The sequence below is a fragment of the Methylocella tundrae genome, from assembly GCF_038024855.1.
In the GTDB taxonomy this organism is placed as follows: domain Bacteria; phylum Pseudomonadota; class Alphaproteobacteria; order Rhizobiales; family Beijerinckiaceae; genus Methylocapsa; species Methylocapsa tundrae.
Window position 1 is genome coordinate 608755 of sequence record NZ_CP139089.1, and the last position, 22407, is coordinate 631161.

General features: G+C 60.9%; 25 protein-coding genes and 1 tRNA gene. 15 read left to right on the forward strand and 11 right to left on the reverse strand.

The window, feature by feature from the left end; translation table 11 throughout:
* Positions 1-31 precede the first annotated feature (31 nt).
* Together SIN04_RS05295 and SIN04_RS05300 are read left to right on the forward strand one after the other, a co-directional pair.
* Entirely contained in the window at positions 32-700 is a 669-nt protein-coding gene (locus tag SIN04_RS05295; protein WP_134486912.1) for a class II aldolase/adducin family protein, read from the forward strand.
* A gap of 208 nt (positions 701-908) precedes the next feature.
* The gene (locus SIN04_RS05300) at positions 909-1193 is read left to right on the forward strand and encodes a hypothetical protein (RefSeq protein WP_134486915.1); all 285 of its coding nucleotides are present in this window, start codon (positions 909-911) and stop codon (positions 1191-1193) included.
* Between the two features lie 77 nt (positions 1194-1270).
* Here SIN04_RS05300 and SIN04_RS05305 read toward each other — a convergent pair.
* The 3 genes from SIN04_RS05305 to SIN04_RS05315 all read right to left on the reverse strand — a co-directional run bounded on the left by SIN04_RS05305 (position 1271) and on the right by SIN04_RS05315 (position 2887).
* Positions 1271-1344: transfer RNA gene (locus tag SIN04_RS05305), tRNA-Gly, on the reverse strand.
* Between the two features lie 223 nt (positions 1345-1567).
* Positions 1568-2179 carry a c-type cytochrome gene (locus SIN04_RS05310; protein WP_134486918.1) on the reverse strand — a complete coding sequence of 204 codons (612 nt, stop codon included), beginning with the start codon at positions 2177-2179 and terminating at the stop codon, positions 1568-1570.
* Between the two features lie 60 nt (positions 2180-2239).
* Positions 2240-2887, reverse strand: a complete 648-nt coding sequence (locus SIN04_RS05315; protein ID WP_134486921.1) for a c-type cytochrome — start codon at positions 2885-2887, stop codon at positions 2240-2242.
* A gap of 400 nt (positions 2888-3287) precedes the next feature.
* On the opposite strand from SIN04_RS05315, the gene SIN04_RS05320 reads away from it, so the two are divergent.
* Positions 3288-3938: a c-type cytochrome gene (locus SIN04_RS05320; protein WP_341264271.1), complete on the forward strand. Its 651-nt coding sequence runs from the start codon at positions 3288-3290 to the stop codon at positions 3936-3938.
* A gap of 83 nt (positions 3939-4021) precedes the next feature.
* Here SIN04_RS05320 and SIN04_RS05325 read toward each other — a convergent pair whose 3' ends face one another.
* From SIN04_RS05325 to SIN04_RS05340, 4 genes are all read right to left on the reverse strand, one after another.
* Positions 4022-4897 (reverse strand): 4-(cytidine 5'-diphospho)-2-C-methyl-D-erythritol kinase, encoded by an 876-nt coding sequence (locus SIN04_RS05325; protein WP_134486924.1) that lies wholly within the window; start codon positions 4895-4897, stop codon positions 4022-4024.
* A gap of 236 nt (positions 4898-5133) precedes the next feature.
* A complete protein-coding gene (locus tag SIN04_RS05330) occupies positions 5134-7011 on the reverse strand; it encodes a tetratricopeptide repeat protein (protein ID WP_134486927.1) in 1878 nt (625 codons plus the stop codon).
* Between the two features lie 277 nt (positions 7012-7288).
* A complete protein-coding gene (locus SIN04_RS05335; protein WP_134486930.1) occupies positions 7289-8560 on the reverse strand; it encodes a cell wall hydrolase in 1272 nt (423 codons plus the stop codon).
* 139 nt (positions 8561-8699) lie between these two features.
* Positions 8700-9710, reverse strand: coding sequence for a polyprenyl synthetase family protein (locus SIN04_RS05340; protein ID WP_134486933.1), 1011 nt, complete (start codon positions 9708-9710; stop codon positions 8700-8702).
* A gap of 163 nt (positions 9711-9873) precedes the next feature.
* Here SIN04_RS05340 and SIN04_RS05345 point away from each other — a divergent pair, with 163 nt between their 5' ends.
* Entirely contained in the window at positions 9874-10098 is a 225-nt protein-coding gene (locus SIN04_RS05345) for a DUF2007 domain-containing protein (RefSeq protein ID WP_134486937.1), read from the forward strand.
* Entirely contained in the window at positions 10091-10864 is a 774-nt protein-coding gene (locus SIN04_RS05350; protein WP_134486940.1) for a tRNA1(Val) (adenine(37)-N6)-methyltransferase, read from the forward strand. The genes SIN04_RS05345 and SIN04_RS05350 overlap by 8 nt, the downstream gene beginning before the upstream one ends.
* A gap of 69 nt (positions 10865-10933) precedes the next feature.
* Here the strand turns inward: SIN04_RS05350 and SIN04_RS05355 are convergent, their stop codons facing one another.
* Together SIN04_RS05355 and SIN04_RS05360 are read right to left on the reverse strand one after the other, a co-directional pair.
* Entirely contained in the window at positions 10934-11161 is a 228-nt protein-coding gene (locus SIN04_RS05355; protein ID WP_134486943.1) for a hypothetical protein, read from the reverse strand.
* A 139-nt stretch (positions 11162-11300) separates the two neighbouring features.
* Positions 11301-11609 (reverse strand): hypothetical protein, encoded by a 309-nt coding sequence (locus tag SIN04_RS05360; RefSeq protein WP_134486947.1) that lies wholly within the window; start codon positions 11607-11609, stop codon positions 11301-11303.
* Between the two features lie 304 nt (positions 11610-11913).
* Between SIN04_RS05360 and SIN04_RS05365 the strand changes: the two genes are divergently transcribed.
* Entirely contained in the window at positions 11914-12888 is a 975-nt protein-coding gene (locus tag SIN04_RS05365; protein WP_134486950.1) for a glycine--tRNA ligase subunit alpha, read from the forward strand.
* Positions 12889-12907: 19 nt separating this feature from the next.
* Here SIN04_RS05365 and SIN04_RS05370 read toward each other — a convergent pair whose 3' ends face one another.
* Entirely contained in the window at positions 12908-13450 is a 543-nt protein-coding gene (locus SIN04_RS05370; protein WP_134486954.1) for a hypothetical protein, read from the reverse strand.
* A gap of 295 nt (positions 13451-13745) precedes the next feature.
* Here SIN04_RS05370 and glyS point away from each other — a divergent pair, with 295 nt between their 5' ends.
* The 4 genes from glyS (at position 13746) to SIN04_RS05390 (ending at position 17617) form a co-directional block, all read left to right on the forward strand.
* Entirely contained in the window at positions 13746-15869 is a 2124-nt protein-coding gene (gene glyS, locus SIN04_RS05375) for a glycine--tRNA ligase subunit beta (RefSeq protein WP_423136013.1), read from the forward strand.
* A 216-nt stretch (positions 15870-16085) separates the two neighbouring features.
* The gene (locus SIN04_RS05380; RefSeq protein ID WP_280178127.1) at positions 16086-16211 is read left to right on the forward strand and encodes a hypothetical protein; all 126 of its coding nucleotides are present in this window, start codon (positions 16086-16088) and stop codon (positions 16209-16211) included.
* A 152-nt stretch (positions 16212-16363) separates the two neighbouring features.
* The gene (locus tag SIN04_RS05385) at positions 16364-17227 is read left to right on the forward strand and encodes an FkbM family methyltransferase (RefSeq protein WP_166795853.1); all 864 of its coding nucleotides are present in this window, start codon (positions 16364-16366) and stop codon (positions 17225-17227) included.
* Between the two features lie 123 nt (positions 17228-17350).
* Positions 17351-17617 carry an RAG2 PHD domain containing protein gene (locus SIN04_RS05390; RefSeq protein ID WP_197731945.1) on the forward strand — a complete coding sequence of 89 codons (267 nt, stop codon included), beginning with the start codon at positions 17351-17353 and terminating at the stop codon, positions 17615-17617.
* Positions 17618-17811: 194 nt separating this feature from the next.
* Here SIN04_RS05390 and SIN04_RS05395 read toward each other — a convergent pair whose 3' ends face one another.
* The gene (locus tag SIN04_RS05395; RefSeq protein WP_134486964.1) at positions 17812-19137 is read right to left on the reverse strand and encodes a dihydroorotase; all 1326 of its coding nucleotides are present in this window, start codon (positions 19135-19137) and stop codon (positions 17812-17814) included.
* A gap of 110 nt (positions 19138-19247) precedes the next feature.
* Between SIN04_RS05395 and SIN04_RS05400 the strand changes: the two genes are divergently transcribed.
* The 5 genes from SIN04_RS05400 to SIN04_RS05420 all read left to right on the forward strand — a co-directional run bounded on the left by SIN04_RS05400 (position 19248) and on the right by SIN04_RS05420 (position 22347).
* Positions 19248-20096, forward strand: coding sequence for a YgfZ/GcvT domain-containing protein (locus SIN04_RS05400; protein WP_134486967.1), 849 nt, complete (start codon positions 19248-19250; stop codon positions 20094-20096).
* A complete protein-coding gene (locus tag SIN04_RS05405; protein WP_134486970.1) occupies positions 20097-20687 on the forward strand; it encodes a DNA-3-methyladenine glycosylase I in 591 nt (196 codons plus the stop codon). It begins immediately after the preceding gene.
* Positions 20684-21352 carry a phosphohydrolase gene (locus SIN04_RS05410; RefSeq protein ID WP_341264272.1) on the forward strand — a complete coding sequence of 223 codons (669 nt, stop codon included), beginning with the start codon at positions 20684-20686 and terminating at the stop codon, positions 21350-21352. The genes SIN04_RS05405 and SIN04_RS05410 overlap by 4 nt, the downstream gene beginning before the upstream one ends.
* A 153-nt stretch (positions 21353-21505) precedes the next feature.
* Positions 21506-22018, forward strand: a complete 513-nt coding sequence (locus SIN04_RS05415; RefSeq protein ID WP_341264273.1) for a tyrosine phosphatase family protein — start codon at positions 21506-21508, stop codon at positions 22016-22018.
* Positions 22019-22089: 71 nt separating this feature from the next.
* The gene (locus tag SIN04_RS05420; RefSeq protein WP_134486977.1) at positions 22090-22347 is read left to right on the forward strand and encodes an exodeoxyribonuclease VII small subunit; all 258 of its coding nucleotides are present in this window, start codon (positions 22090-22092) and stop codon (positions 22345-22347) included.
* Positions 22348-22407: the final 60 nt, after the last annotated feature.

The following is a 22407-nucleotide window of genomic DNA, read 5'->3' on the forward strand; positions in this document are numbered from 1 at the left end:
TCATAGCGTGATTTGCGTTGAGAGAGGGAAATTGGCGAAAACCAGAGAATTCGCCGTTCGACAATCCATCATCGACGGCTGCCGCAGCCTGGCGCGGCTGGGGGTCAATCAGGGAACCGCGGGCAATATTTCGGTTCGCTGGACCGACGGGCTTTTGATCACGCCGTCCGGCCTGCCGTATGATGAGATGAGCGCCGACGACATCGTCTTCATGACGATGGATGGCGTCTACGAGCACGATCTCGTCGCTTCCTCCGAGTGGCGGTTCCATCGCGATATTCTGGGCCATCGGCCCGAGGTCAACGCGGTCGTGCACGCACATCCGGTCTATTGCACGGCCTTCGCCATGTGCCGCATGGAAATTCCGGCGGCGCATTACATGATCGCTGCGGCGGGCGGCCCGACGATCCGGTGCGCGCGTTATGAAAGCTATGGCACGCCGGAACTCTCTGTCGCGGTTCTGGAAGCGATTGAGGACCGCGCCTGCGCGCTGCTCGCCAATCACGGCATGATCGCGACAGGTCCTGATCTCAGCGAGGCGCTGTGGCTGGCGGTCGAATTGGAGACGCTTGCCCGGCAATATGCGGCGGCGCTGCAAATTGGGACGCCGCATATTCTCAGCGATGCCGAGGTTGCGAGAACGGTCGAGAAATTCAGGGACTACGGCCTGCGGCGCAGGCGAAACCCCAAAAGCGCTTGAGAAAGCCAGGCTGGGGCAGCATCCCCCTGAGACAATTTGGTGCGTTGCAAAACAGCATTGTGCAGCGCAAGCTTACCGCAAGCTAAAAATATCATCCTCGAAATTTGTTGGCGCGGCCCTCGCGGGAGCGCTGCGTCTCTGGCGATCAGTCGCCAGGACAGAAGCGCGCTTGGGCAAAGCCCAGCGACGCGTGAAAGGAGATCGTGCCGTGACTTTGAATATTTACGACATGAAGATCAAACCTCGGTTGCTCGCTCACCTCTTCGCGGCGCTGGGTCTTCAGGCCATGATCGGCGCGGCTTCAGCGCAAGATACGATTACGCTTGAACGCATCGGCGCCGTTCGGATGGCGCCCTCCGGCGCGATCGAGCGCGACGCATTTTTGCTCGCGGAGGCTTTCAGGATCCAAACCGGGCGCGATCTTGATGACCCGGCCGTGCTTCGCGTTAAAGCCAGCCCCGACACTGAAGCGAGCGCCCAGTCGTCACACTGACGCGGATACTCGTGCTTCTGGCAATGGGTGGCGTTGGGGGAACGGCTGCCGGCTATCAAGCCGCCTCGCGGAAGGCGTGGAGCGGGCGAAGGGAATCGAACCCTCGTATGAAGCTTGGGAAGCTTCCGTTCTGCCATTGAACTACGCCCGCGACGGCGAAACCTTAGCCCACAGCCATCGCCATTTCAATGGCGATGGCGCGCGGCACGTTTGAAACTCGGCCGACGCCAACCGGAGCGGCCATCGAAAGAGCCCTGTTCGGCGCATCAAAACAGCAGCGACCAGAAGATAAGGGCTCGGGCGGCCAAGGGGCGCCTTCTGCGATCCGACTCCTCAACGCCAAAACGCGCGCGGAAAAAGATGTCGCCGCACAATCATTCCACGGAAGCGGATCCGACGAAGCTCAGGTATGAGGCGAGGGCGTCAATTTCGTTTGGAGACAATGTGCTTGCAATGTGCGGCATCGGGCCAGCGGCTGCGTGAAACCCTTCGCCCCACTGCTCGAGCCTTCTTTTTAGGTAGGAATAGGATAGTCCTCCCAAACGGGGAATTTCTCTGACCCCTTCTGCATTTGGGCCATGACAGACGAGGCAGGACACGATGTTGGATTCGGCGATTCCCTGCTCGTAGATCGTTCTTCCCGCGGCTGCCAGCTGCCGATCTCCATCATTGGCGGGCAGGGTCGGCAAGGTCGAAAAATAAGCTGATAAATCATGCACGGTCTGGGGACTGAGGTTTGCCGCGGCGCCCCACATATATTGCCTCGAAAGCGGATTATCCCGGATATGGTCGCGAAAGCTCAGAAGCTGATTTTCAATGTATTGATCTCTCTGTCCGGCCAGTCGTGGCGCCATCATAAATCCTTGCGCCGAGGACCCGTGGCACCAGGTGCAATTTCGCACGGGCAGGGACTCATCCGCCGACAGCGGACCGGCAGCAACGGAAACGATCGCCAGAATTGCTAGTTTTGACCTGATGAGCTTCATGATCCGAGTTCTCGCGCTTCATGCATTCATCGAAACCGGCGCCCTATAAAACGATCGGATTCACTTCAGGTAGCTTACGTAAGCCGCGACGGCGGCAATCTGTGATTGGCTCAAGTCGTGCGTGGTCGGCACCATAATGGCCGATGTGTCTTTCACAGAGCCGTGACCTCGCTCTTTGGTCCAGTTCGTCATTGTTTTTTCGGTGTACCAGAAGAGCTGACCCGCCAACCGGGGAATTTCGTCTTTACCGTTGCCCTCCGGACCGTGGCAAGCGGAGCACGCAGGAACGTTGGACTCAGGTAATCCTTGCTCAAAGATTGTCTTTCCCAAGGCTAGAGATCCCTTCGGAGCGCCGCCGTATGGAGCGGGATTGAGCTCCTTGAGATGCGCGGCCAGGGCCGCGACCATCTCCGGGCTCAACACATGGGCTACGTTGAACATGACGGGGTTCGTGCGCCTGCGCTCGATAAAGGCCCGCAACTGATTCTCGATGTATACCGGCTGCTGCCCCGCGAGTCGCGGCATGGGATAATATCCGCGGTAGCCCTCCGCCGACAGTCCGTGGCAGGTTTTGCAATATGTCAGCTTCGCCTGCAGCCCTTGCGGCGAAGAGTCGGTCGGGCCTTTCGCTTCCGCGCGACCCGGCGCGGCGAACACCAATGCAAGGATTGCTGTTTGAAACGCCAATCGTAAGCTAATGACCTTCATGACCCGGCCTCCGCCCCTTGCTCTATATTATTGGCCAACTGACCTTCCCGCCATCAGTGGAAACCGGACTTAAGCGGCGTCAGCTTGCTGTGGCGCGATAGAGCCGAAGGTAATTGCGCGCGCTAACAATTATCGTATCCTTCTACAATGCCCTTTGATGTAGAATAATTCTTGTTTCACCGCCGTCCACTAAGAAGAACTGTTTTCCGAGCGTAAAAGCGAATTGGTGGGGAAGTTCAGTTTTTCAGTTGGGCCGCTCTCGGTTATGACTGAAAAAGATGTTCGAGGCGCCAGCGCGGAAGAGGGAGGCCTTTGTCAGCGGCCGGCGCCCCAAGCTGGCGCCTCGGTCTCGATCAGCGCGTCAGTCATGTCGCGGCGTGAGACTGTTGGAGGCCGGATCATGAAAATCATAAGCTCAATGTCCCCGTGGCGCGCCGCAATTCTCGCAATTGCTTTCACAACAGCTGGTCACGCGGAAGAAACCCATAAGGACACCATTCCGGCGCAGGAGCTCCAGGCCAAGTTTGATTATTGCAGAACATGTCATGGGGTGTCAGGGCAGGGTTTTCGCGGAGCTTATCCCATGCCGCGGCTTGCCGGTCAGCAGCCCGAGTACATCGAGAATCAGTTGCGGGCCTTTATCGAGCGCAGGCGCACGAACCCCGTTATGTTCAACGTGGCCCATGTGTTGAGCCCGTCGATGATCGATAGCCTGGCCGAGCGGTTCAAGGAACTCAATCCCAAACCATTGGGCGGCGCTCCGAAGGAGCTTGTCGCCGAGGGTAAAACGATCTTCGAGGACGGACTTCCCAGCGCCGATGTTCCCCCATGCGCTTCCTGTCACGGTCCGGAGGCTAAAGGCGACGGGTCGTTTCCCCGCCTAGCCGGCCAGCTCAATGACTACATCTTCAACAAGCTGACGAACTGGACCAAAGAGCGAGGTCAGGATCCAGCGCATCCAGACACATCAGCTATCATGGAGCCGATTGCACACAAGCTGACGCAGGCGCAAATAGCAGCCGTCGCCGCCTATCTCAGTTATCTGGAGTAATCCTTATCCTTGGCTCATCGCGAAGGCCGTCACGGGCGGCTCCGCATGCCCCGGAAAGACCTCGAAAAGCCGGTCGGCTTGCCTCAGTTCAAGACGCAGCTCTTGACCCACCAGCCCGGATGCGCACGAAGAATTGCTTTTTTCGCGCGCGCGGCGGATTTGCAATCCTTGAAAAGGGCGAAGCAGGTCGCCCCCGATCCCGACATCCGCGCGAGGCGGCATCCGGGCGCGGCGCTCAAGACCGCGAGCACGTCGCCGATGATGGGAGCGAGGCGGCAAGCCGCCGATTCCATGTCGTTGCGGCCCTTGCCCAAGGCGCCGACCAAATCCTCGACATGCATGCCGGAAGAAAGCTCGGGATGTCCGCCGAAGGCAGTCGAGCCGCCCGGCGGGATATTCATGCGCGCGAATACATGTCTGGTCTCGAGCGGCGCGCCGGGATTGACGATCAGGCCAATGAGCGGCGGCAGCTTCAGCAAAGGTCCGAGTTCTTCGCCAAGCCCCCGCATCATACGGGCGCGCGCTGCAAGACACACGGGAACGTCCGCGCCGGTCTTGCGCGCGGCCGCGATCAATCTTTCATCGTCGAGCGAAACGCCATTGGCGCGGGCGAGAAGCCGGAGGGCCGCCGCGGCGTCCGACGAGCCGCCGCCAATCCCGGCTGCGACCGGCAGGCGTTTGACAAGATGGAACGCGCCGAGTTTTGCGCCCGGAAAATTCTCAGCGAAATGCCGCGCCGCGCGCAGCACGAGATTGTCGGCGATGTTTCCCGCCGCGGGGGCGGTAGGACCTTCGATCGATAGCGCCAGGGGCTGATCCTCGACAAAGGACAACTGGTCGCCCGTGCGGGAAAAAGCGACAAAGCTCTCTAGCCTATGCCAGCCGTCCTCGCGACGGCCGAGGATGTGCAGAGTGAGATTGATTTTCGCGGGCGCGCGTTCTCTGAGAAGTCTAGGCAATGGATTTCGCTGCAATGGATTTCGTTGTGAAAGCGTCAGTCGGAGCAAGGCGCGAGGGAAACTGACCGGGTTTGAAAAGCTTGAACATGTTCTTATCGATCAGATTGAACCGATCCGATCGGAATATGCTCTAGCAAGGCAACTCGTGGTCAATAGCCTCGGCGCCCTCACGCAATCCCGAGGCGCCCGGGACGCGGGCTTCCGACTTTGGCGGTCAAAGAGAAGGCTTCGCGCCCTCAGCCGCCATTTTCCTTTTTGGGCTCTTGCTCCTTCGGAGTGGCCTCCGCCGCGGCGGGCTTTGGATCGTCCGGCAGGCCATGCTCGATCTTGTCGAGGATCTTTTCCTTATCATCCGGTTCGGGGCCGAGATCGCGCGCGTGATTCCATTGAAAGTGCGCTTCGAGCTTGCGTCCCACGCGCCAATAGGCGTCGCCGAGATGATCGTTGATGACCGGATCCGATGATTTAAGGTCGATGGCGCGCTCCAGCTCCTTCACTGCCTCGTCGTAGCGGCCCAGCTTGTAATTGGCCCAGCCGAGACTGTCGACGATGTAGCCGTCGGTCGGTTGCAGTTCGACTGCCTTGTGCAGCATGGTGAAGGCTTCATCGAGATTGACGCCCTGATCCACCCAGCTGTAGCCGAGGTAATTCAAAACGAGCGGCTGATCAGGGTAAAGCGTCAAAGCCTGTTTGAAATCGGCCTCGGCGAGCGGCCATTTCTTGTCGCGCTCGTAGGAAATGCCCCGGAAATAGTAAAGCGCCCAGCTCGCTTTCCCGGTTTTATTGGCCTGGTCGATCGCTCGCGTATAGGTCGCGATCGCTTCGGCATATTGCTTGTGCGCGCGCTGCAGATTGCCGAGCGCCGAGAGAGCGTCGCCATTGTCCGGATGCTCATCGACGATGCGCTTCAGGAACGTCGCCGATTCGTCCGTGCGCCCCAGCGTCTCAAGGATGAGGCCGGTCTGAACGTCGGCGGTGGTGCGCAGCGGATCCTTTGCCGGAACCAGCGCATAGACGTCGATCGCCTGCTCGTTTTGTTTGATGCGCTCGTATATGTCCGCGAGGCTGATGATGGCGAGGCTGTTTTGTGGCGCAAGGTAGAGCGACAGCCGCAGATAGATCATCGCAGCGAGCTCATCGCCCTGCCGCCCGCCGGCGGCGCCCAGGCCATAAAGGACTTCGGCAGAGCCCTGTTCCGCGTTCTTGACCAGCAAATCGAGGGGCTTGCCCGCCTTGAGGTCGGCAAGCGCCGCGACAACGATCGGATGACTCGGCAGGATCTGGTCGAAAGCCTCATAGATCTTGGTCGCTTGGGCGGGATCGCCCCGCTTGGCGACAAAGCGGGCGTAAGTATCGACGAGGCGCAGCGTATTCTTGTCCGCCTCGTAAGCGGCCTTCAGCCGTCGCGTCGCTTCGGGGATATTATTGGCGACATTCGCGATAAGGCCTGCATGATAGTCGCGGAACACCGCAAAATTCTCGTCGCGCAAGCGGTCGACCAGCTCCAGCGCTTTTTTGGGATTGCCCTCGCCAAGGTAGCACCAGGCGGTGAGCAGCGTCGCGGTGATATCGCGCTGCTGTCCGGCGCCGCCTCTGCCAAAATGCGCGCGCGCGGCGGCGAACTGCTTATTCTTGATCGCTTCGACGCCGAGCGCGAGATGGGCGAGGCTGTTGTCGGGCTCACGCGTGACAAGACGCTGCGCCAGGCTGAAGGCGTCGTCCATATTGCCGTTTGACAGGGAGGCGACAAAGGCGCGCTCGATCAGTTTCGGATTATGCGGATCGAATCGCAGAGCCTCACGGAAGAACGTCGCCGCTGCGACGGTGTCGCGTTCGGCGCCGGCGACAAGCGCCGCGAGGTAATTGCCCGCCGGACTCTCGCCGACTTCGAACGGCGCTGCGATGGCCAGATTCTCGCGCGCTCGCGCTTCGGCGCTGGCGAGGGTCACCGGCAAGAAAAAGCTCGTGAGAACCGCCAGAACGAAACCGCCAAGGGCTACGCCGCGCCAGTTCAGCGCCTTGGTGGCGGCGCGCTGAGCGAAATGAGCGGCGGCAGGCTGGCCAGCAATGGCCTCGTTACACTCTCTGCGTACTGATGTGTGCGTAAGCGACATGCGATCGTTTTTCCGTACCAGAGGCGGCGCCCCGAGGGGGATGAGTTCAGGGTGAGTTCTCACGCCGAACATGGCCGTTTTGCGTCGGCCAAGCAAGTGCGTGGATTTGCTCGTCCGGCCACGTTTTCGCGATCGGCGAAAGAATGGCGCCAGCAAATTCACAGCCGATCGGCTGATTTTTTTCGCGTCGCCGATAAAAAGCGCGCGTATTGACGTCCAGCGGCTGAAGTCTAGAGCCATGCCTTGAGGCTAAAACGGTCAGAATGCCAAATCAGCGTCAAGTCTGGCCCGGCCTGAGCTTGTAAAATATATGATGCCCGATCACATCCATTTTTTCAAGACTTCTGGCCCAGCGCGGCCTGACATAATTGGCGTGATAATGGGTCGCGCCTCCGACGTCTGACACATAGGTCGTGCCGGCGGTGACTTCCCCCGCGATCCTTACGGCCCTGCGCCAGGCATCTGCTTCGGTGATGCGCAGCGCCCTGCCTTCGCAGGCGAAGGAGAACTGGCAGGCGTTGCGGCGATGCCGGTTCTGGAAGACGACGCCGCAGATCGTCGGCGGATAAAGGCCGCTTGAGACGCGGTTCATGACGACTTGCGCTACCGCGGCTTGTCCTTCGTCGGATTCGCCGCGCGCTTCGAAATAGATGGCTTCGGCAAGGCAGCGTTGCTCCTGCGCGGCGCGATCGTGGCCGATCAGAGCGGCAAAGCCGGGCCGCGACGGGACGTAGGACGCGGTGCTGTCGTCTGGAGCTTCGACCTGAGGCGGCGCTGCGATGGCGGCGACCTCAACCGGCGTCGAATCAGCCGGAGCAGGCGTCGTTGACGCGAGCGCCTCGGCGCGGCGGACCTCGGGCGTCGCGCCTTGCATCAGACGCTCGGTGAGCGCCGCAGGGCGCATCGTCTGGGAGCCGCCGTTCTGACGCGGGGAGGCGTCGGCGGCTGAGGGCGCGGTCGTTGGGGTTTCGCCATCGGGCCAGGGCTCGAAGGCTGAGACGCTGTCCGGCCCGGCGAAATCGCCTTCTGATACGTCAAAGCCGCTGACCGGCCACGCTTCATCGTGTTCGAACAGGAGATCGTGCGCCCGCAGATTGGCGAGGCCGCCGCGTTGGCGCAGGCGCGTGTCGAAGGTCGGACGAAGCCCGACGACCGGATCCGCCCTGCGGCTGCGGTCGAGCGTCGGGAATTTCCCGGCATTGCGCTTAAGATCAGAGCGCGGCTCAATCTCGTCGGGAAGGCGCTCGGAACGGTCCGCCTCGCCGACGACAAGGCTCGCCTCGCGCAGCAGGCGCGGCATCGAGCCGAAAGCGTCTGCTCGTCCAGTTGAGTCAGCGGCCGGCCTCTGGCGGAGCGCGCCAGCCAGTCCGGGAATTTGAGGGGGTATCAACTCTTGCGGAGGAGCCGGGGCGCGCAGGGACAAAGCCGCGAGCGAAGCGCCGGAGACGGCTTCCTGTTCCGCGTCGGCAGGCATTGATAGCGCGAGCGCGACGCCTAGCCACCAAGGGGCGATCGCGCCCACCGCCCAACCGAACCGTGACCCACCCATACGCGTCTCACGCTCATCCCGAGCTCTCGCGGCGTCTTGCGAAGCGCCAATTCCGCCACTCGATTTGAATATTCTCGGTTACGCTTGAGAAACCATTACCGCTGAACGGGCGGCGCCGTACCAGAATGGAGCAGGCCGTTTAAAAAGCGCGGTTGACGCAAAAGTCGACGACATCGCTCAGCGCGAATTTCCAGGGAGACGACGGAAAGAGCTCCAGCGCGTCGCGCGCCATCGCGCCATAATGGCGCGCCCGTTCAACCGTATCTTCGAGGGCTCGGTGCTTGTGCATGGTGGCGATCGCGGCTTCGAGATCGGCGTCCTCGATCTCGCCCTTTTCCAGCGTGCGGCGCCAGAACTCGCGCTGTTCCGTCGTGCCGCGGCGAAAGGAGAGCACCACCGGCAGGGTGATCTTTCCTTCGCGGAAGTCGTCGCCAACATTCTTGCCGAGCTTGGCTGAGGTGCCGCCATAATCGAGCGCATCGTCGATCAGCTGAAAGGCGATGCCGAGATTGAGGCCATAGCCGCGGCAGGCGGCGATTTCAGCCTTTGGGCGCCCCGCCAGCAAGGGCCCGACCTCGGAAGCCGCGCCGAACAAGGCGGCGGTCTTGGCGCGGATCACCGCGAGGTAGTCATCTTCGCTCGTCTGCGTATCCTTCGCGGCGGATAATTGCATGACTTCGCCTTCCGCGATCACGGCGGCGGCGGAGGACAAGACGTCAAGGCAGGGCAAGGAGCCGACCTCGACCATCATCTTGAAGGCTTGGCCGAGCAGGAAATCGCCGACGAGGACGCTTGCCTCGTTGCCCCAGAGCATGCGCGCCGCGAGCTTGCCGCGCCGCATGTCGCTCTCGTCGACAACGTCATCATGCAGAAGCGTCGCCGTGTGCATGAACTCCACCGAGGCGGCGAGCTTGATGTGGCCGGAGCCCTGGTAGCCGCATAAGCCGGCGGTCGCCAGCGTGAGCATGGGGCGAAGGCGCTTGCCGCCGGAGGAAATCAGGTGGTTCGCGACTTCCGGTATCATCGACACGTCGGAAGCCGAGCGGCTGAGGATGGTCTGGTTGACGCGGTCCATGTCCGCGCCGACAAGGCCAAGAAGCGGCTCGATGCCGGGCTCTGCTTTTTCTTCTAAAGGAATGACAACGCCCAATATCCAACACTCCGCGGATCCGCCTGCGCTTATTAGGGCGCTCCCCGACACTTTTCAACTCGTGACAGCCGCGCGAACCATCTTGCCGGTTCTTTTGCCGCATGCGAGGTCTTGTAGCCGCGCTCCGGCGTCTTGCGCGCACACGTGATTTCAAGGAGGCCTATTGGTCGAACTGCTGCGCACCAACGACCTTGTGCTGATTTCTCTGGTCGAAGCAATCCTTCGTGAAGCCGGCATCGATATCTTCATCGCCGATCAGCATATGAGCGCGCTGGAGGGATCGCTGGGCTTTCTGCCGCGGCGTGTTCTGGTCCTGGAGGACGATGCGGCGGAGGCCCGCGCGGCGTTGGCCGAGGGGGGGCTCTCCGAGGAATTATCCGATGGATGAACCGGCGCAGGCCCCCTCAGGCGAGCCGGACGCATTTCTGGGCGGGCGGCTCTTCCTGCGCCAGCCTGAGCGCGGCCATCGCGCCGGCACCGACGCGATCTTGCTCGCCGCCGCGGCGCCAGCGGAATATGCCGATTTGGCGCTTGACGTGGGTTCGGGCGTCGGAGCCGCCGGCCTCGCGCTCGCCTTGACGCGGCGAGGCGCGAAAGTCGGTCTGATCGAGAATGATCCGCGGACCGCGGATCTCGCGCGGGAAAATCTCGTTCTCAACGGAATGCCGGATCGCGGGCAGGTCTTCGAAGCCGATGCGCTTTCTCCGCGAAGCCGCCGGGCCGCCGGCCTCGCCGATGAAAGCGCGGGACTTGTGATCTCCAATCCGCCTTTTTTCGATGCGCGCCGGTCGCGCCCATCGCCCGACGAGGGCAAACGCCGCGCCCATGTGATGCCGGGCGAGGGCGCGGGCGCGCTCGAGGCATGGATCGCCGCCTGCCTCGCGCTCGCCCGGCCCGGCGGATCATTCATCCTTATTCACCGGCCGGAAAATCTCGCCGCGATTCTTGCGAGCCTTGAGGGACGCGCGGGGGGCGTCACCGTCTTGCCCGTGCATGCGCGCGAGGGCGCGCCGGCGATCCGCATTCTTCTGCGCGCGAAAAAGGGCAGCCGCGCGCCCTTGTCGATCGCGCCGGCGCTGACGCTACACGAAGGATCGCGATTCACGGCGATTGCCGAAGCAATTCACCGCGGCGACGCGGCGATTGATTGGTAGCAACTCCGGGGGTTTATTGATCGCGAAGGCGCCTCCGGCGGAGACGCCTCCTTTGATGAGCCTCCCTCGTCACCAACCCCTGCGATGATAGTAGTGGTGATGGTGATGATAGTAATGGTGGTGATAGTTATAGTGACGGTGATAATAATGCGCTTTTTCCACGGCGGCGGAGGCCGGGCTCCCGGCGGTCGTGATCCCGCTGGCCGCCATCGGCATTGCCTGCGCCAGCCCCGCAAGGCCAAAACCGAAGCCGCAAAGCGCTCCTGCGACCCACAAAATCTTTGCAAATCTACGCATGTTTTCATCCCTATCCACAGCATATTCCGATCAGATCGTTTTAATCTGATCGACAAGAATATGCTCAAACTTCTGATATTGGAGCGATTTCAATCGCTCCAATGATTTCATTCAGGCGGAAAGCACTCTGGCCTGTCTATCAGTAAAACGGACGATAATAGCGGTAGCGATGATAGTATGGATGGTAATAATGTCTGCGATAATAAGGGCGATAGTAATGGCGCCGATAGTAATGGCGATAATAAGGGTGGTAATAGCGCCGATGGTAATAGCGACGGTAGTAATAGGCCTTTTCGACGCCTTGCTGAGCGACGGGCGTTTCCAAAGCGCGGATGCTGGACCCGGCCTGTGAAAGACCGGAGGCCGGAACAGCCTGGACGGCGACGTCGCCTATGAAAAACACTGAAGCGGCGAGGGCGGCGGAAGCCAATAGGCAATGAAATTTCATTTATCCCTCCCGGAAGCGCAAGCGTTGGAGGATCAAGAGACCAGTTGACTTGCAACAATCATCTCCCATGAAAGCGTGCATTGAAAGTTAGCATCACGCAATGGGAAACTTGTTTTTACAGGCATTTTGTTTTTCAACTTAAAGTATTATGACATAGCCTTGACAATTGCCCAGGCGCGACCGTGACTTCGATCATCATGCTGTCTGAACCGCCATCTTGACCTTTTGAGCTTATCGTTCCGTCGACGCGTCGCTGGCGCAATCGCTCTTCCATGCGATCCCGAGTAGCGATACAAGGCGCCTCATGACCGACCTTGCGCACGAAACCTCCTTATCCACCCAAAAAGCGGCGCCCCAAGCGCTCGCTCCATCACGTTCGTTTCAAGGCCTCCTGCTGACCCTGCAGCAATTCTGGGCGGCGCAGGGCTGCGTCATCCTGCAGCCTTACGACATGGAAGTCGGCGCCGGGACATTTCATCCGGGCACGACCCTGCGCTCGCTCGGTCCGCGGCCGTGGAAGGCGGCCTATGTGCAGCCCTCGCGCCGGCCAAAGGATGGGCGTTACGGCGAAAACCCCAACCGGCTGCAGCATTACTACCAGTTTCAGGTGATCCTGAAGCCGTCGCCGCCCGATCTTCAGTCGCTCTATCTGCGTTCGCTCGAGGCGATTGGCGTCAATCTGCGCCTGCACGACATACGCTTCGTCGAGGATGATTGGGAAAGCCCGACGCTCGGCGCCTGGGGCCTTGGCTGGGAGTGCTGGTGCGACGGCATGGAGGTCTCGCAATTTACCTATTTTCAGCAGGTCGCAGGGATCGAATGCGCTCCGGTTTCAGGTGAATTGACCTATGGGCTGGAGCGCCTCGCCATGTATGTGCAGGGCGTCGAAAGCATTTTTGATCTCAATTTCAACGGCGGCGAAGGAGACAGCAAGGTCACTTACGGCGATGTCTTCAAGCAGGCCGAGGAAGAATACTCGCGCTATAATTTCGAAGCGGCCAATGTCGAGCTTCTCTTCCAGCATTTCCGCGACGCCGAAGCCGAATGCGCGGCTCTGCTGAAAGCGGGCGATCAGGGCGGGCGCCATCTGATGGCTTTGCCCGCCTATGACCAATGCCTCAAGGCCTCGCATCTCTTCAATCTGCTCGATGCGCGCGGGGTCATCTCCGTCACCGAGCGGCAGAGTTACATTTTGCGCGTTCGCGAACTCGCCAAGGCCTGCGGCGCCGCCTGGCTCAAGACGGCGGCCGGCGGCGGAGATGGTCTCGTTCAGGACTGATCAGGCGCGCGGCAAGGGGTCAGCGGTGCATGCCGCCGCCATGAAAACCTCCGCCATGGAAGCCTCCGCCGCCGCCGTGGAACCCACCGCCATGAAATCCGCCGCCATGGAAACCGCCCGCATGGCCAAAGCCGACGCTGCGGCCGGTGCGCATTCCGCCGCCCCATCCCGCATAGCGTCCGCCGTAATAGCCGCCGCCATAATAGGGCCCGCCGCCATAGTAGCCGCCGTAATATGGGCCGCCATAGCCATATCCGCAGCCATAAAAGCCGCAGTCGCCAAGCGTCGCTGCTGTCACGCCGAGCGAAAGTGCGCCGAGCGCCGCGCCCGCGATAGCCGCGCCGGGATTCACGCCGTAGTAGTGGCGCCGATAGGCGTAGTGATGGTAATGGCGCCGATGGGCGTAATGGCGGTAATGGCGGCGGTAGGCGACCGTTTCGAGCTGAGACTGCGTCGGCGCCACCACACCGCTGGTCGCTATGCTCATGGGACCCGCGGAAACGCCCGAGGTCAAGGCAATCAAGGCCGCGCCGGAAAGCGCAAGAAATCTTGGAGTATTCATAGCAATGCCTCCATAGGAGCTATGGCAACGCCTGGACGCTTTCCATGTTCCCTCGGGGCGCCCGAATTGAATGCACAATCTGCGTGATCAACTCCAAAGCACTCCCGGTGCGGGGTGCTCTGAGACCAAATTTCCGCTTGGCGAAGCGAAATTCAGAGCTTAGTCAACGGTTCGAGCGGCGGACGCATGCCCGGCTGGTTTCCTCCGGTCGAGGTCGCGAAGACTGACCCCAAACCGAAACGAGATCATGCCCGACCTCCTTCTTGAATTGTTTTCCGAGGAAATTCCGGCCCGTATGCAGGCGCAGGCGGCCGATGATTTGAAGCGTCTCGTCACCGAGGCTTTGGGCGAGCGTGGCCTTGCGTTCGAGGGCGCCGCGAGTTTTGCGACGCCGCGCAGGCTCGCTTTGCATGTCGCGGGATTGCCGGTGCGCCAGCCGGACGTGCGGGAGGAAAAAAAGGGCCCGCGCGTCGACGCGCCCGACGCGGCGGTGCAGGGCTTTTTGAAAAGCGCCGGCCTTGCGTCGATTTCCGAAGCGAAGATCGAAGTGGACCCGAAGAAAAAGACCGAATTCTATATAGCGGTCGTCGAACGCAAGGGGCAGGCGACGATCGAGGTTCTGGCCGAGCTTCTGCCCTCGGTAATCAGGCGCTTTCCCTGGCCGAAGTCGATGCGCTGGGGCGCGGCGTCGATCCGGCCGGATTCGCTGCGCTGGGTGCGCCCGCTGCATTCGATCCTCGCCACTTTCGGACTGGAAACGGAAGACCCGGAGGTCGTGCCCTTTTCAGTCGATGGAATCGCCGCCGGCAATGTCACTTACGGGCATCGCTTCATGGCGCCGCGGGCAATTCTCGTGCGCCGTTTCGACGATTACGCTCCAGCCCTCGAAAAAGCCAAGGTGGTGCTCGATCCCGCGCGCCGGCGCAACATCATCCTTCATGACGCGCGCGATCTCGCCTTTGCGCAGGGCCTCGAGCTGATCGAGGATGAGGCTTTGCTGCATGAGGTCGCTGGGCTGGTCGAATGGCCGGTCGTGCTGATCGGCGAATTCGATCCTGCCTTTCTCGAAATTCCGCCGGAGGTCATTCGCGCGACCATTCGCGCCAATCAAAAATGTTTCGTACTGAGCGATGCGACGACGGGCCGGCTCGCCCATAAATTCGCTCTGGTGGCGAATATCGACGCCAGCGACGGCGGGGCCGCGATCACCGCCGGCAACGCCCGCGTGGTGCGCGCGCGCCTGTCGGACGCCAAGTTTTTCTGGGAGACCGATCTTAAGATCAAGCTTGAGGATCGTCTCATAAAGCTCGATTCTGTTGTGTTTCATGAAAAGCTCGGCACACAACGCGCGCGGGTCGGAAGGCTTGTGAGGCTCGCGGAAGACATCGCTGGAAAAATCGGCGCCGACCCTGAAGTCGCCCGTCGCGCGGCGCTTCTCGCCAAGGCGGATCTGCCCTCTGAAATGGTCGGCGAGTTTCCCGAGCTGCAGGGACTGATGGGCCGCTATTATGCGCTCGCGCAGGGCGAGCGTGCTGAAGTCGCCGAGGCGATCGAGGATCATTACAAACCGCAAGGGCCGAACGATCGGGTGCCGAATGCGCTCGTCGCCGTCGCCGTCGCGCTGGCCGACAAAATCGACATTCTGGTCGGCTTTTGGGCGATCGACGAAAAGCCGACCGGCAGCAAGGATCCATACGCTTTGCGCCGCGCCGCCCTTGGCGTGATTGCGCTCGTTCTCGAAAACAGACTGCGGCTGCCGCTTCTGCCGATTTTACGTTCCGCCTTCTCGCATCATGTCGGGCAGGGCGCTTTGGATCGCGCGGCGTTGCGCGTTGAGGAAGAGGAGATCTGCGCTCAGCTTCTCGCCTTTTTCGGGGACCGCCTAAAAATCTATCTGCGCGAGCGCGGCGCCCGCCATGATCTGATCGACGCGGTTTTCGCTCTGCCGGGCCAGGACGATCTGCTGCTGATCGTCCGCCGCGTCGAGGCGCTCGGCGGCTTTCTGGACACGGAAGACGGAGTCAATCTGCTGGCGGGCTATCGCCGCGCCACGAATATTTTGCGTGCGGAAGAAAAGAAAGAGGCCATTGGCGCCTTCGAAGGAGCGCCGGACCGCTCTTTGCTGCAAGAGCCGGAAGAAGTCGCGCTGTGGGACAAGATCGGAAGCCTCGCCATCGAGGCGCGCAGGCATTTGCGGCTTGCGGAAGAGCGTGTCGGACGGCCGGGGTTCGATGATCAAAGGCCGTTCGAAGACGCGATGGCGGAGCTCTCCTCGCTCCGCGCGCCGGTCGACGCCTTTTTCGAAAAGGTGACGGTCAATGCGCCGGACCCGGAACTTCGGCTCAATCGGCTGCGGCTGCTTGCGCGCCTGCGCCGCGCGGTGAACGAGGTCGCGGATCTCTCCCGCATCGCCGGTTAGAGCCCGTCGCTGAAAAGCAGCAGAGTTTTCGGACCCACGTCATGCATCAAGACAAAGGCTTAAGGAGCAGGATGCGGCCTTGTTGATAGGACATTCTGCTGTAAACGCGTCCTTATCTTTCCCTTAGGCCCGCGCTTCGTCTTTCGGCTCGATCCCTTATGCCGTTTGTCCCATCTTTCGTGCTGAGGCCGGTTCAATCGGCCGATGGAGCAAAAGATGAACGCAAGATCAAAGGTGAGAGCCCTCCTCAACCATCCAGATCTCGTCTATGCGGGCCTTGTCGCGCTGATCATAGGCGTCGGATTGATGGCGCGGGCAATGGGAATTCTGCCGCTGCGGTAGCATAATAAGCGCCTCCCTCGACGCGCTTATCATGTCTAGACTTTCGCGTAAATTTCTGAAAGTCTGCCTCAAGTAACGAGGCCATTTATAGGCCTGCGCATTGTCCTCCAAAGTCTATTTTGATGGATATAACAACTGACATAAATTATTACATGGCTCGGCTTCCACTGCTATGGAGCCGGATTAAGCCCAGATTCACAGTTAAACTCGGAGAAAAGACTCTTCGTGTTCCATTTGCGACGTACCTCAACAAATGGAAACCATCCTGGAAAACTGAGCTAATTGGGCATTTCGTCAAGTTGAATTCCGGGGATTTTATCGACATCGGAGCGAATGTCGGGCAAACCTTGTCCGACTTCTATAGTCTGAATCATCAAGGCAGATACATCGGCTTTGAGCCTAACCCTGATTGCGTTTCTGCTTTGCAGGAGATCATTCGGCAGAATGGATTGGAGGGCTATTCCATCGTTCCTGTCGGACTGTCGGACAAAAATACGATCCTGTCCCTTTACTCCGGTTCTACCTCGCTCAGAGATCCGGGAGCAACCACGGTTGCCGATCTGCGACCAGCAAAGAGATGTGATTTCCAATTAGTACCTGTTCATCGTTTCGATGATATCCGCGAAGCCCTCGCTATAGATAAAATAGCCTTCATGAAAATCGACGTGGAGGGGGCAGAACGACAGGTTCTTGAAGGCATGCCAGAAGTATTGGCTGAGTTGAAGCCGCCCATCACTTGCGAAGTGCTGCGCATGGATGCTCATGCAGATAAGGTCAATTACCAGAACAATGTTGGCCGCCTCATGTCGCTACTGGCCAGTTCAAATTACCTTGTGTTTCGTATCAACAAGACCACTGACGCCAGCCATGTGGTCAGCCTGACGCTGCTAACTGAATTCCCGTTGGACGTTTGGAGCACGGAAACAACAGAGGCTAATGATTATCTGTTCATTCCCCGCGACAAGGAAGCTCAGATTCCCAAGGCGTGGCTCCCGCCAGCGCGGAATTCGGGCTGATTAAATCGTCATCGGATTCCGCGTATCGGCTTTGATCTGTTTCGGAAAAAAATTGCTCGCACGGGGCGCCCCTGTTCCTCTCCCAGGGCCTTCGTGACGGCCATGCTTTCACGAGGGAAATCCTTGAATTTTTTGAATGAAACGGCAGACGGAGGCTCCGCGTCGAAACACGAGCCTCCGAGTTTGATCGTCGGGCGCGACGAGGCAAATCATTGGGTCGTTGTCGAAGCGCACGGCCTTTGCGGCGGCATTTTCGCAACCGAGGCGGCGGCGATGCGCTACGCTTGCGAAGAAAGCCGCGGCCGCGCAGGGGCGGTGCGCATCGCGCATCACCTTGTGGCCCTTGATCTCGCCTCGCCGCAGCGACGACCTGCGCTCGGCCAATCCTGAGCCTTACGCTTTCTGCGAGCGCGGTCTTGATCTGACGTCAAGCCGACAAGGATTATGACGCCGATCACTTGCGTGAGGCTGGCCTCAAACGCGAGGCCAAGCCCGTCATTCCGCCGAAATCCAACCGCCGCGCGCCTCTCCCCTATGACACACGAGGCATGTGCGGCAAGTTCCTGTTCAAATATTTTGATTTATCAAAGCGCCTGCCAGAAGCGCGCCGCCTCGCCGCGCGAGGGAGCCGCAATCTCGCCTTCCCACATCACGCGCGCGCCGCGAATAATCGTTCCAACCGGCCAGCCCAGAACGCTTTTGCCGTCGTAGGGGGTCCAGCCGCAGCGCGATCCGATCCAGCGGTCCTCGATCGTGGCGCGGCGCTTCAGATCCACAATGGTGAGATCGGCGTCATAGCCGACGGCGATCCGGCCCTTGCCCGCGATGCCGAACAGCCGCGCAGGCCCCGCGCTCGTCATATCAACGAGGCGCTCGATGCTGAGCCGCCCGCTCGCGACATGATCCAGCATGATCGGCACCAGCGTCTGCACGCCGGTCATGCCGGAGGGACTCTGCGGATAGGATTTCGCTTTCTCCTCCAGCGTATGCGGCGCGTGATCGGAGCCCAGAATATCCGCGATGCTTTGTTGGACCCCGCGCCAGAGGTGATCGCGATGGCGTGCGTCGCGGACCGGCGGGTTCATCTGCAGCTTCGTGCCAAGGCGCGCGTAATCTTCGGCGGAAAGCGTCAGATGATGCGGCGTCACTTCAATGCTGGCGATGTCCTTGTGATCTTTCAGGAAATCAATTTCTTCCGCAGTCGAGACGTGCAATACATGCACTTGCGCGCGGCACTCCCTCGCGATGCGCACGAGCCGCTGGGTCGATTGCAGCGCCGCGATCTCGTCGCGCCAGACGGGATGGGACGAGGGATCATTCTCCACCCGCAGATTTTTCCGCGCATTGAGCCTTGGCTCGTCCTCGCTGTGGAAAGCCGCGCGCCGCCGCGTCTGGCGCAGGATCGCGGCGATGCCGGCGTCGTCCTCGACCAGCAGCGATCCGGTTGAAGATCCCATGAACACCTTGATCCCCGCCGCCCCGGGCAGACGCTCAAGTTCTGGAATATCTTTTGGATTGTCGGCGGTGCCGCCGACCCAGAATGCGAAATCGCAATGCATCCGATGCTTTGCGCGCGAAACCTTATCGGCGAGGGCCTCAGCGCTGGTGGTCAGCGGATTTGTGTTCGGCATCTCGAACACCGCCGTCACTCCGCCAAGAACGGCCGCTCGGGAGCCGGTCTCAAGATCTTCCTTATGCGTCAGGCCGGGCTCGCGAAAATGAACCTGCGTGTCGATGACGCCGGGAAGGATCGTGAGGCCCGTCGCGTCAATGGTCTCGCCCGCGCTGGCGCGAGAAAGGTCGCCGATTTCAGCGATTTTTCCGGCGCGAACGCCAATGTCCCGCGCGCCAACACCATTATGATCGACCACGACGCCGCCCTTTACGATGAGATCAAAGGTTTGCGGCATGGGTTCATTCCTGTTTACAAAGCGTGGGGCACAAGGCTTGCGATAAAACTTGCGATATGTCGGGCGCGGAACACATACAAGCCGGGCGGGACCAAAGTCGAGGATGTTGCATGGAAAACGAGATTTGCCTTCTTGCCGATCGCGGCGTGATCAAACTGGCCGGCGCCGACGCGACCAAGCTCCTGCACAGGCTCATCACCAATAGCGTGCTCGAAATTGACCCCGGCGAAAGCCGTTTTTCGGCGCTTTTATCGCCGCAGGGCAAGCTGATGTTCGACTTTTTCGTGGTTCCGCTGCCGGAAGGCCCTGACGCCGGCTATCTGATGGATTGCGTGCGCGACCAAAGCGCCGCCTTGGCGCAGCGTCTGAATCTGCACAAAATGCGCGCGAAAATCGACATTCAGGACCAGTCCGAAACGTTCGGCGTCGCCGCGATTTTGGAAGGCGGGGCGCCGGAGGGCGTGGAAGGCGTCGTCTACCGCGACATGCGCGCGCCGGGCATGGGGCAGCGCATCATCGCGCCGCGCGAGGCGTTGGAAAAGATCAGCAACGCCGATGAATCCGACTATGAGGCGCGCCGGATCGCACACGGCGTGCCACGGGGCGGCCGCGATTTCGTCTATGGCGATACGTTCGTGCATGACGCCAATCTCGACTGGCTGAATGGCGTCGACTTCAAAAAAGGCTGCTACGTCGGCCAGGAAGTCGTGGCGCGCGTGCATTTCCGCAAATCGGCCAAAAAGCGCATCCTGAAATTTCATTTCGACGGAGAGGCGCCGCCCCCCGGCGCGGATATCGTCGCGGGCGGCGCGCCGATCGGGCAAGTGGGCTCGACCGCGCATTCCGAAGGGCTCGCCATGATGCGGCTCGACAGGCTGGAGGACGCGCGGGCGGCCGGCGCCATCGTGAAAGCGGGCGAGACGCCGATCGCCGTCACGGCGCCGGAGCGAGCCGGCTGAATGACTGACGACGACAAGATCCGCTGCGTCTGGCCCGGGGCTGATCCGCTCTACCGCGCCTATCACGACGAGGAATGGGGCGTGCCCGAGCGCGACGATCGCGCGCTCTATGAGAAGCTGATCCTTGACGGATTTCAGGCGGGCCTCTCCTGGATCACCATCTTGCGCAAGCGCGAGGCTTTTCGCGCGGCTTTCGACAGCTTTGACCCCGAAAAGATCGCGCTCTATGGGCCGGACAAGGTCGAGACCCTGATGCAGGACGCCGGCATCGTCCGCAACCGCGCCAAGATCGAGGCGGCGATTGTTTCGGCGCGCGCCTATCTGAAGATTCAGGAAGGCCCGGGCTTCTCGAATTATCTCTGGGATTTCGTCGACGGAAAGCCGGTGCAGAACGGCTATCGCCATTCGTCGGAGATCCCCGCGCAGACCGAGCTTTCGCTCCGGCTGTCCAAGGATCTGAAAAGCAAGGGGTTCAATTTCTGCGGACCGACGATCATCTATGCCTTTTGCCAGGCGATCGGCATGGTCAATGATCATCTTGTGACGTGCTGGCGCCACGCCGAATGCGCGGCTTTGGCCAAAAGGACATGAGTTCAGAAACGCTTCAATTTCGACCGGCGGTAGAACGAGCCCCCACCCGCGCCTGGGTGCGGCTCTATTCCGGCAAGCGCCTCGATCTGTTAAATCCGACGCCATTCGATTGGGAGGACGCCGATCTTGCGATCGGACTCGCGCGGACTTATCGCTGGGGCGGCCATTCGGCCTGGGATCTGCCGCTTTCCGTCGCCCAGCATTCGTTGCTCGTTCTGGCGCTCCGCCGCCTCTGGTTTCCCCAGATTGACGATCCGCGGGCGGATCTGCGCGAATTGCTGCATGACGCGGACGAAGGGCTCCTCGGCTTCGACTGCATCTCGGTCGTGAAGCCTTTCCTCGGCGAGGCCTATCGCAAACTGACCGAAGCCCTGGAGAGAGCGGTGGCGCTCCGCTACGGCCTGGCGCCGTGGACTGCCCTCGAGAGGAAGCCGCACAAAAGGGCTGATCGCGTCGCGGCGGCCTCCGAAGCCGTCCACGTCGTCGGCTGGACGCGACAAGAGGTGCGCACGACCTTGCGCATCCCGCATCAGCCATTGGCCAAGGATCCGCTGACGGCGATCTACGGCGGAACAGCCTGGGAGCCCTGGCCGCCGGCGCTCGCGGCGGAGCGTTTCCTCAACGAGCTTCATCGGCTGAGCGGGCGTCTCGGCGCGTCGCGGTGATGTCATTTGGACCGGACGCAAACGCAGCAAAATACGCAACTTTGCTTTCGAACTTTGTTGCGATGCGGTATATAGGGTAAACTGTCAGGGCTGGTTGAACCGTGGCGGATGCTGCAACGCCACAAATTGGGCGCGGCCTCGAAGAGGTGATGGATGGGCCGTCTGCATGTCTGTTCGCTGGCAAAAGTGTCTCAGACCGTCCGTGAGACAGGCGCCCGCAGTCTCGTCACGCTGCTCGATCAGGGCACGCCGGTCGCGCGCCCGCTGGAAATTGCGGCGGACCGGCACCTCCACGTGTCCATATCCGACATCGTTAAGGCGATCGACGGCCATGTTCTGCCAACTGACGCGCATGTCGCCGAACTTCTCGATTTTGTGCGGCGTTGGGATCTTTCCGAACCCATGCTGATCCATTGCTACGCGGGGGTCAGCCGCTCCACCGCCGCCGCCTTCATCGCCGCCTGCGCCCTGAATCCGGAGCGCAACGAGGTCGAGATCGCGCTGGCGATCAGACGCGTATCGCCGACCGCGACGCCAAATGCGCGGCTCGTCACTATCGCCGACGCAATGCTGCGTCGCAGGGGACGGATGACGGCGGCGATCGAACAGATCGGCCGCGGCGAAGAATGTTTCGAGGGCGTCCCGTTCGCCCTCGAGTTGCACTGAGGCCAATCCCCCCCTAGACCAGAGTCGCAGAAACCCTCCAACAACGGCGACACTGGATGAGGATTGCGAAAATGGCTGCGCAGCCCGGGCCGAATGAAGACGTCGCGAGCCTCTCTTTCGAGGTTGCGCTCGCCGAGCTTGAAAAGATCGTCGACCAGCTCGAAAAGGGCTCCGTCGGCCTCGAAGAATCGATTGCGATCTACGCGCGCGGCGAGGCGCTGAAGACGCACTGTGCGACCATGCTGACAAGCGCCGAACAGAGGATCGAAAAAATCACCTTCGGTCCTGACGGGCGCCCCATCGGCACGGAGCCCCTCGACGTCGAATAACCCCCCGCCGCCATTGCGCGGAATCGGCGGCGCTGGCATGCTGCCCGCAGGTGAGGGGAA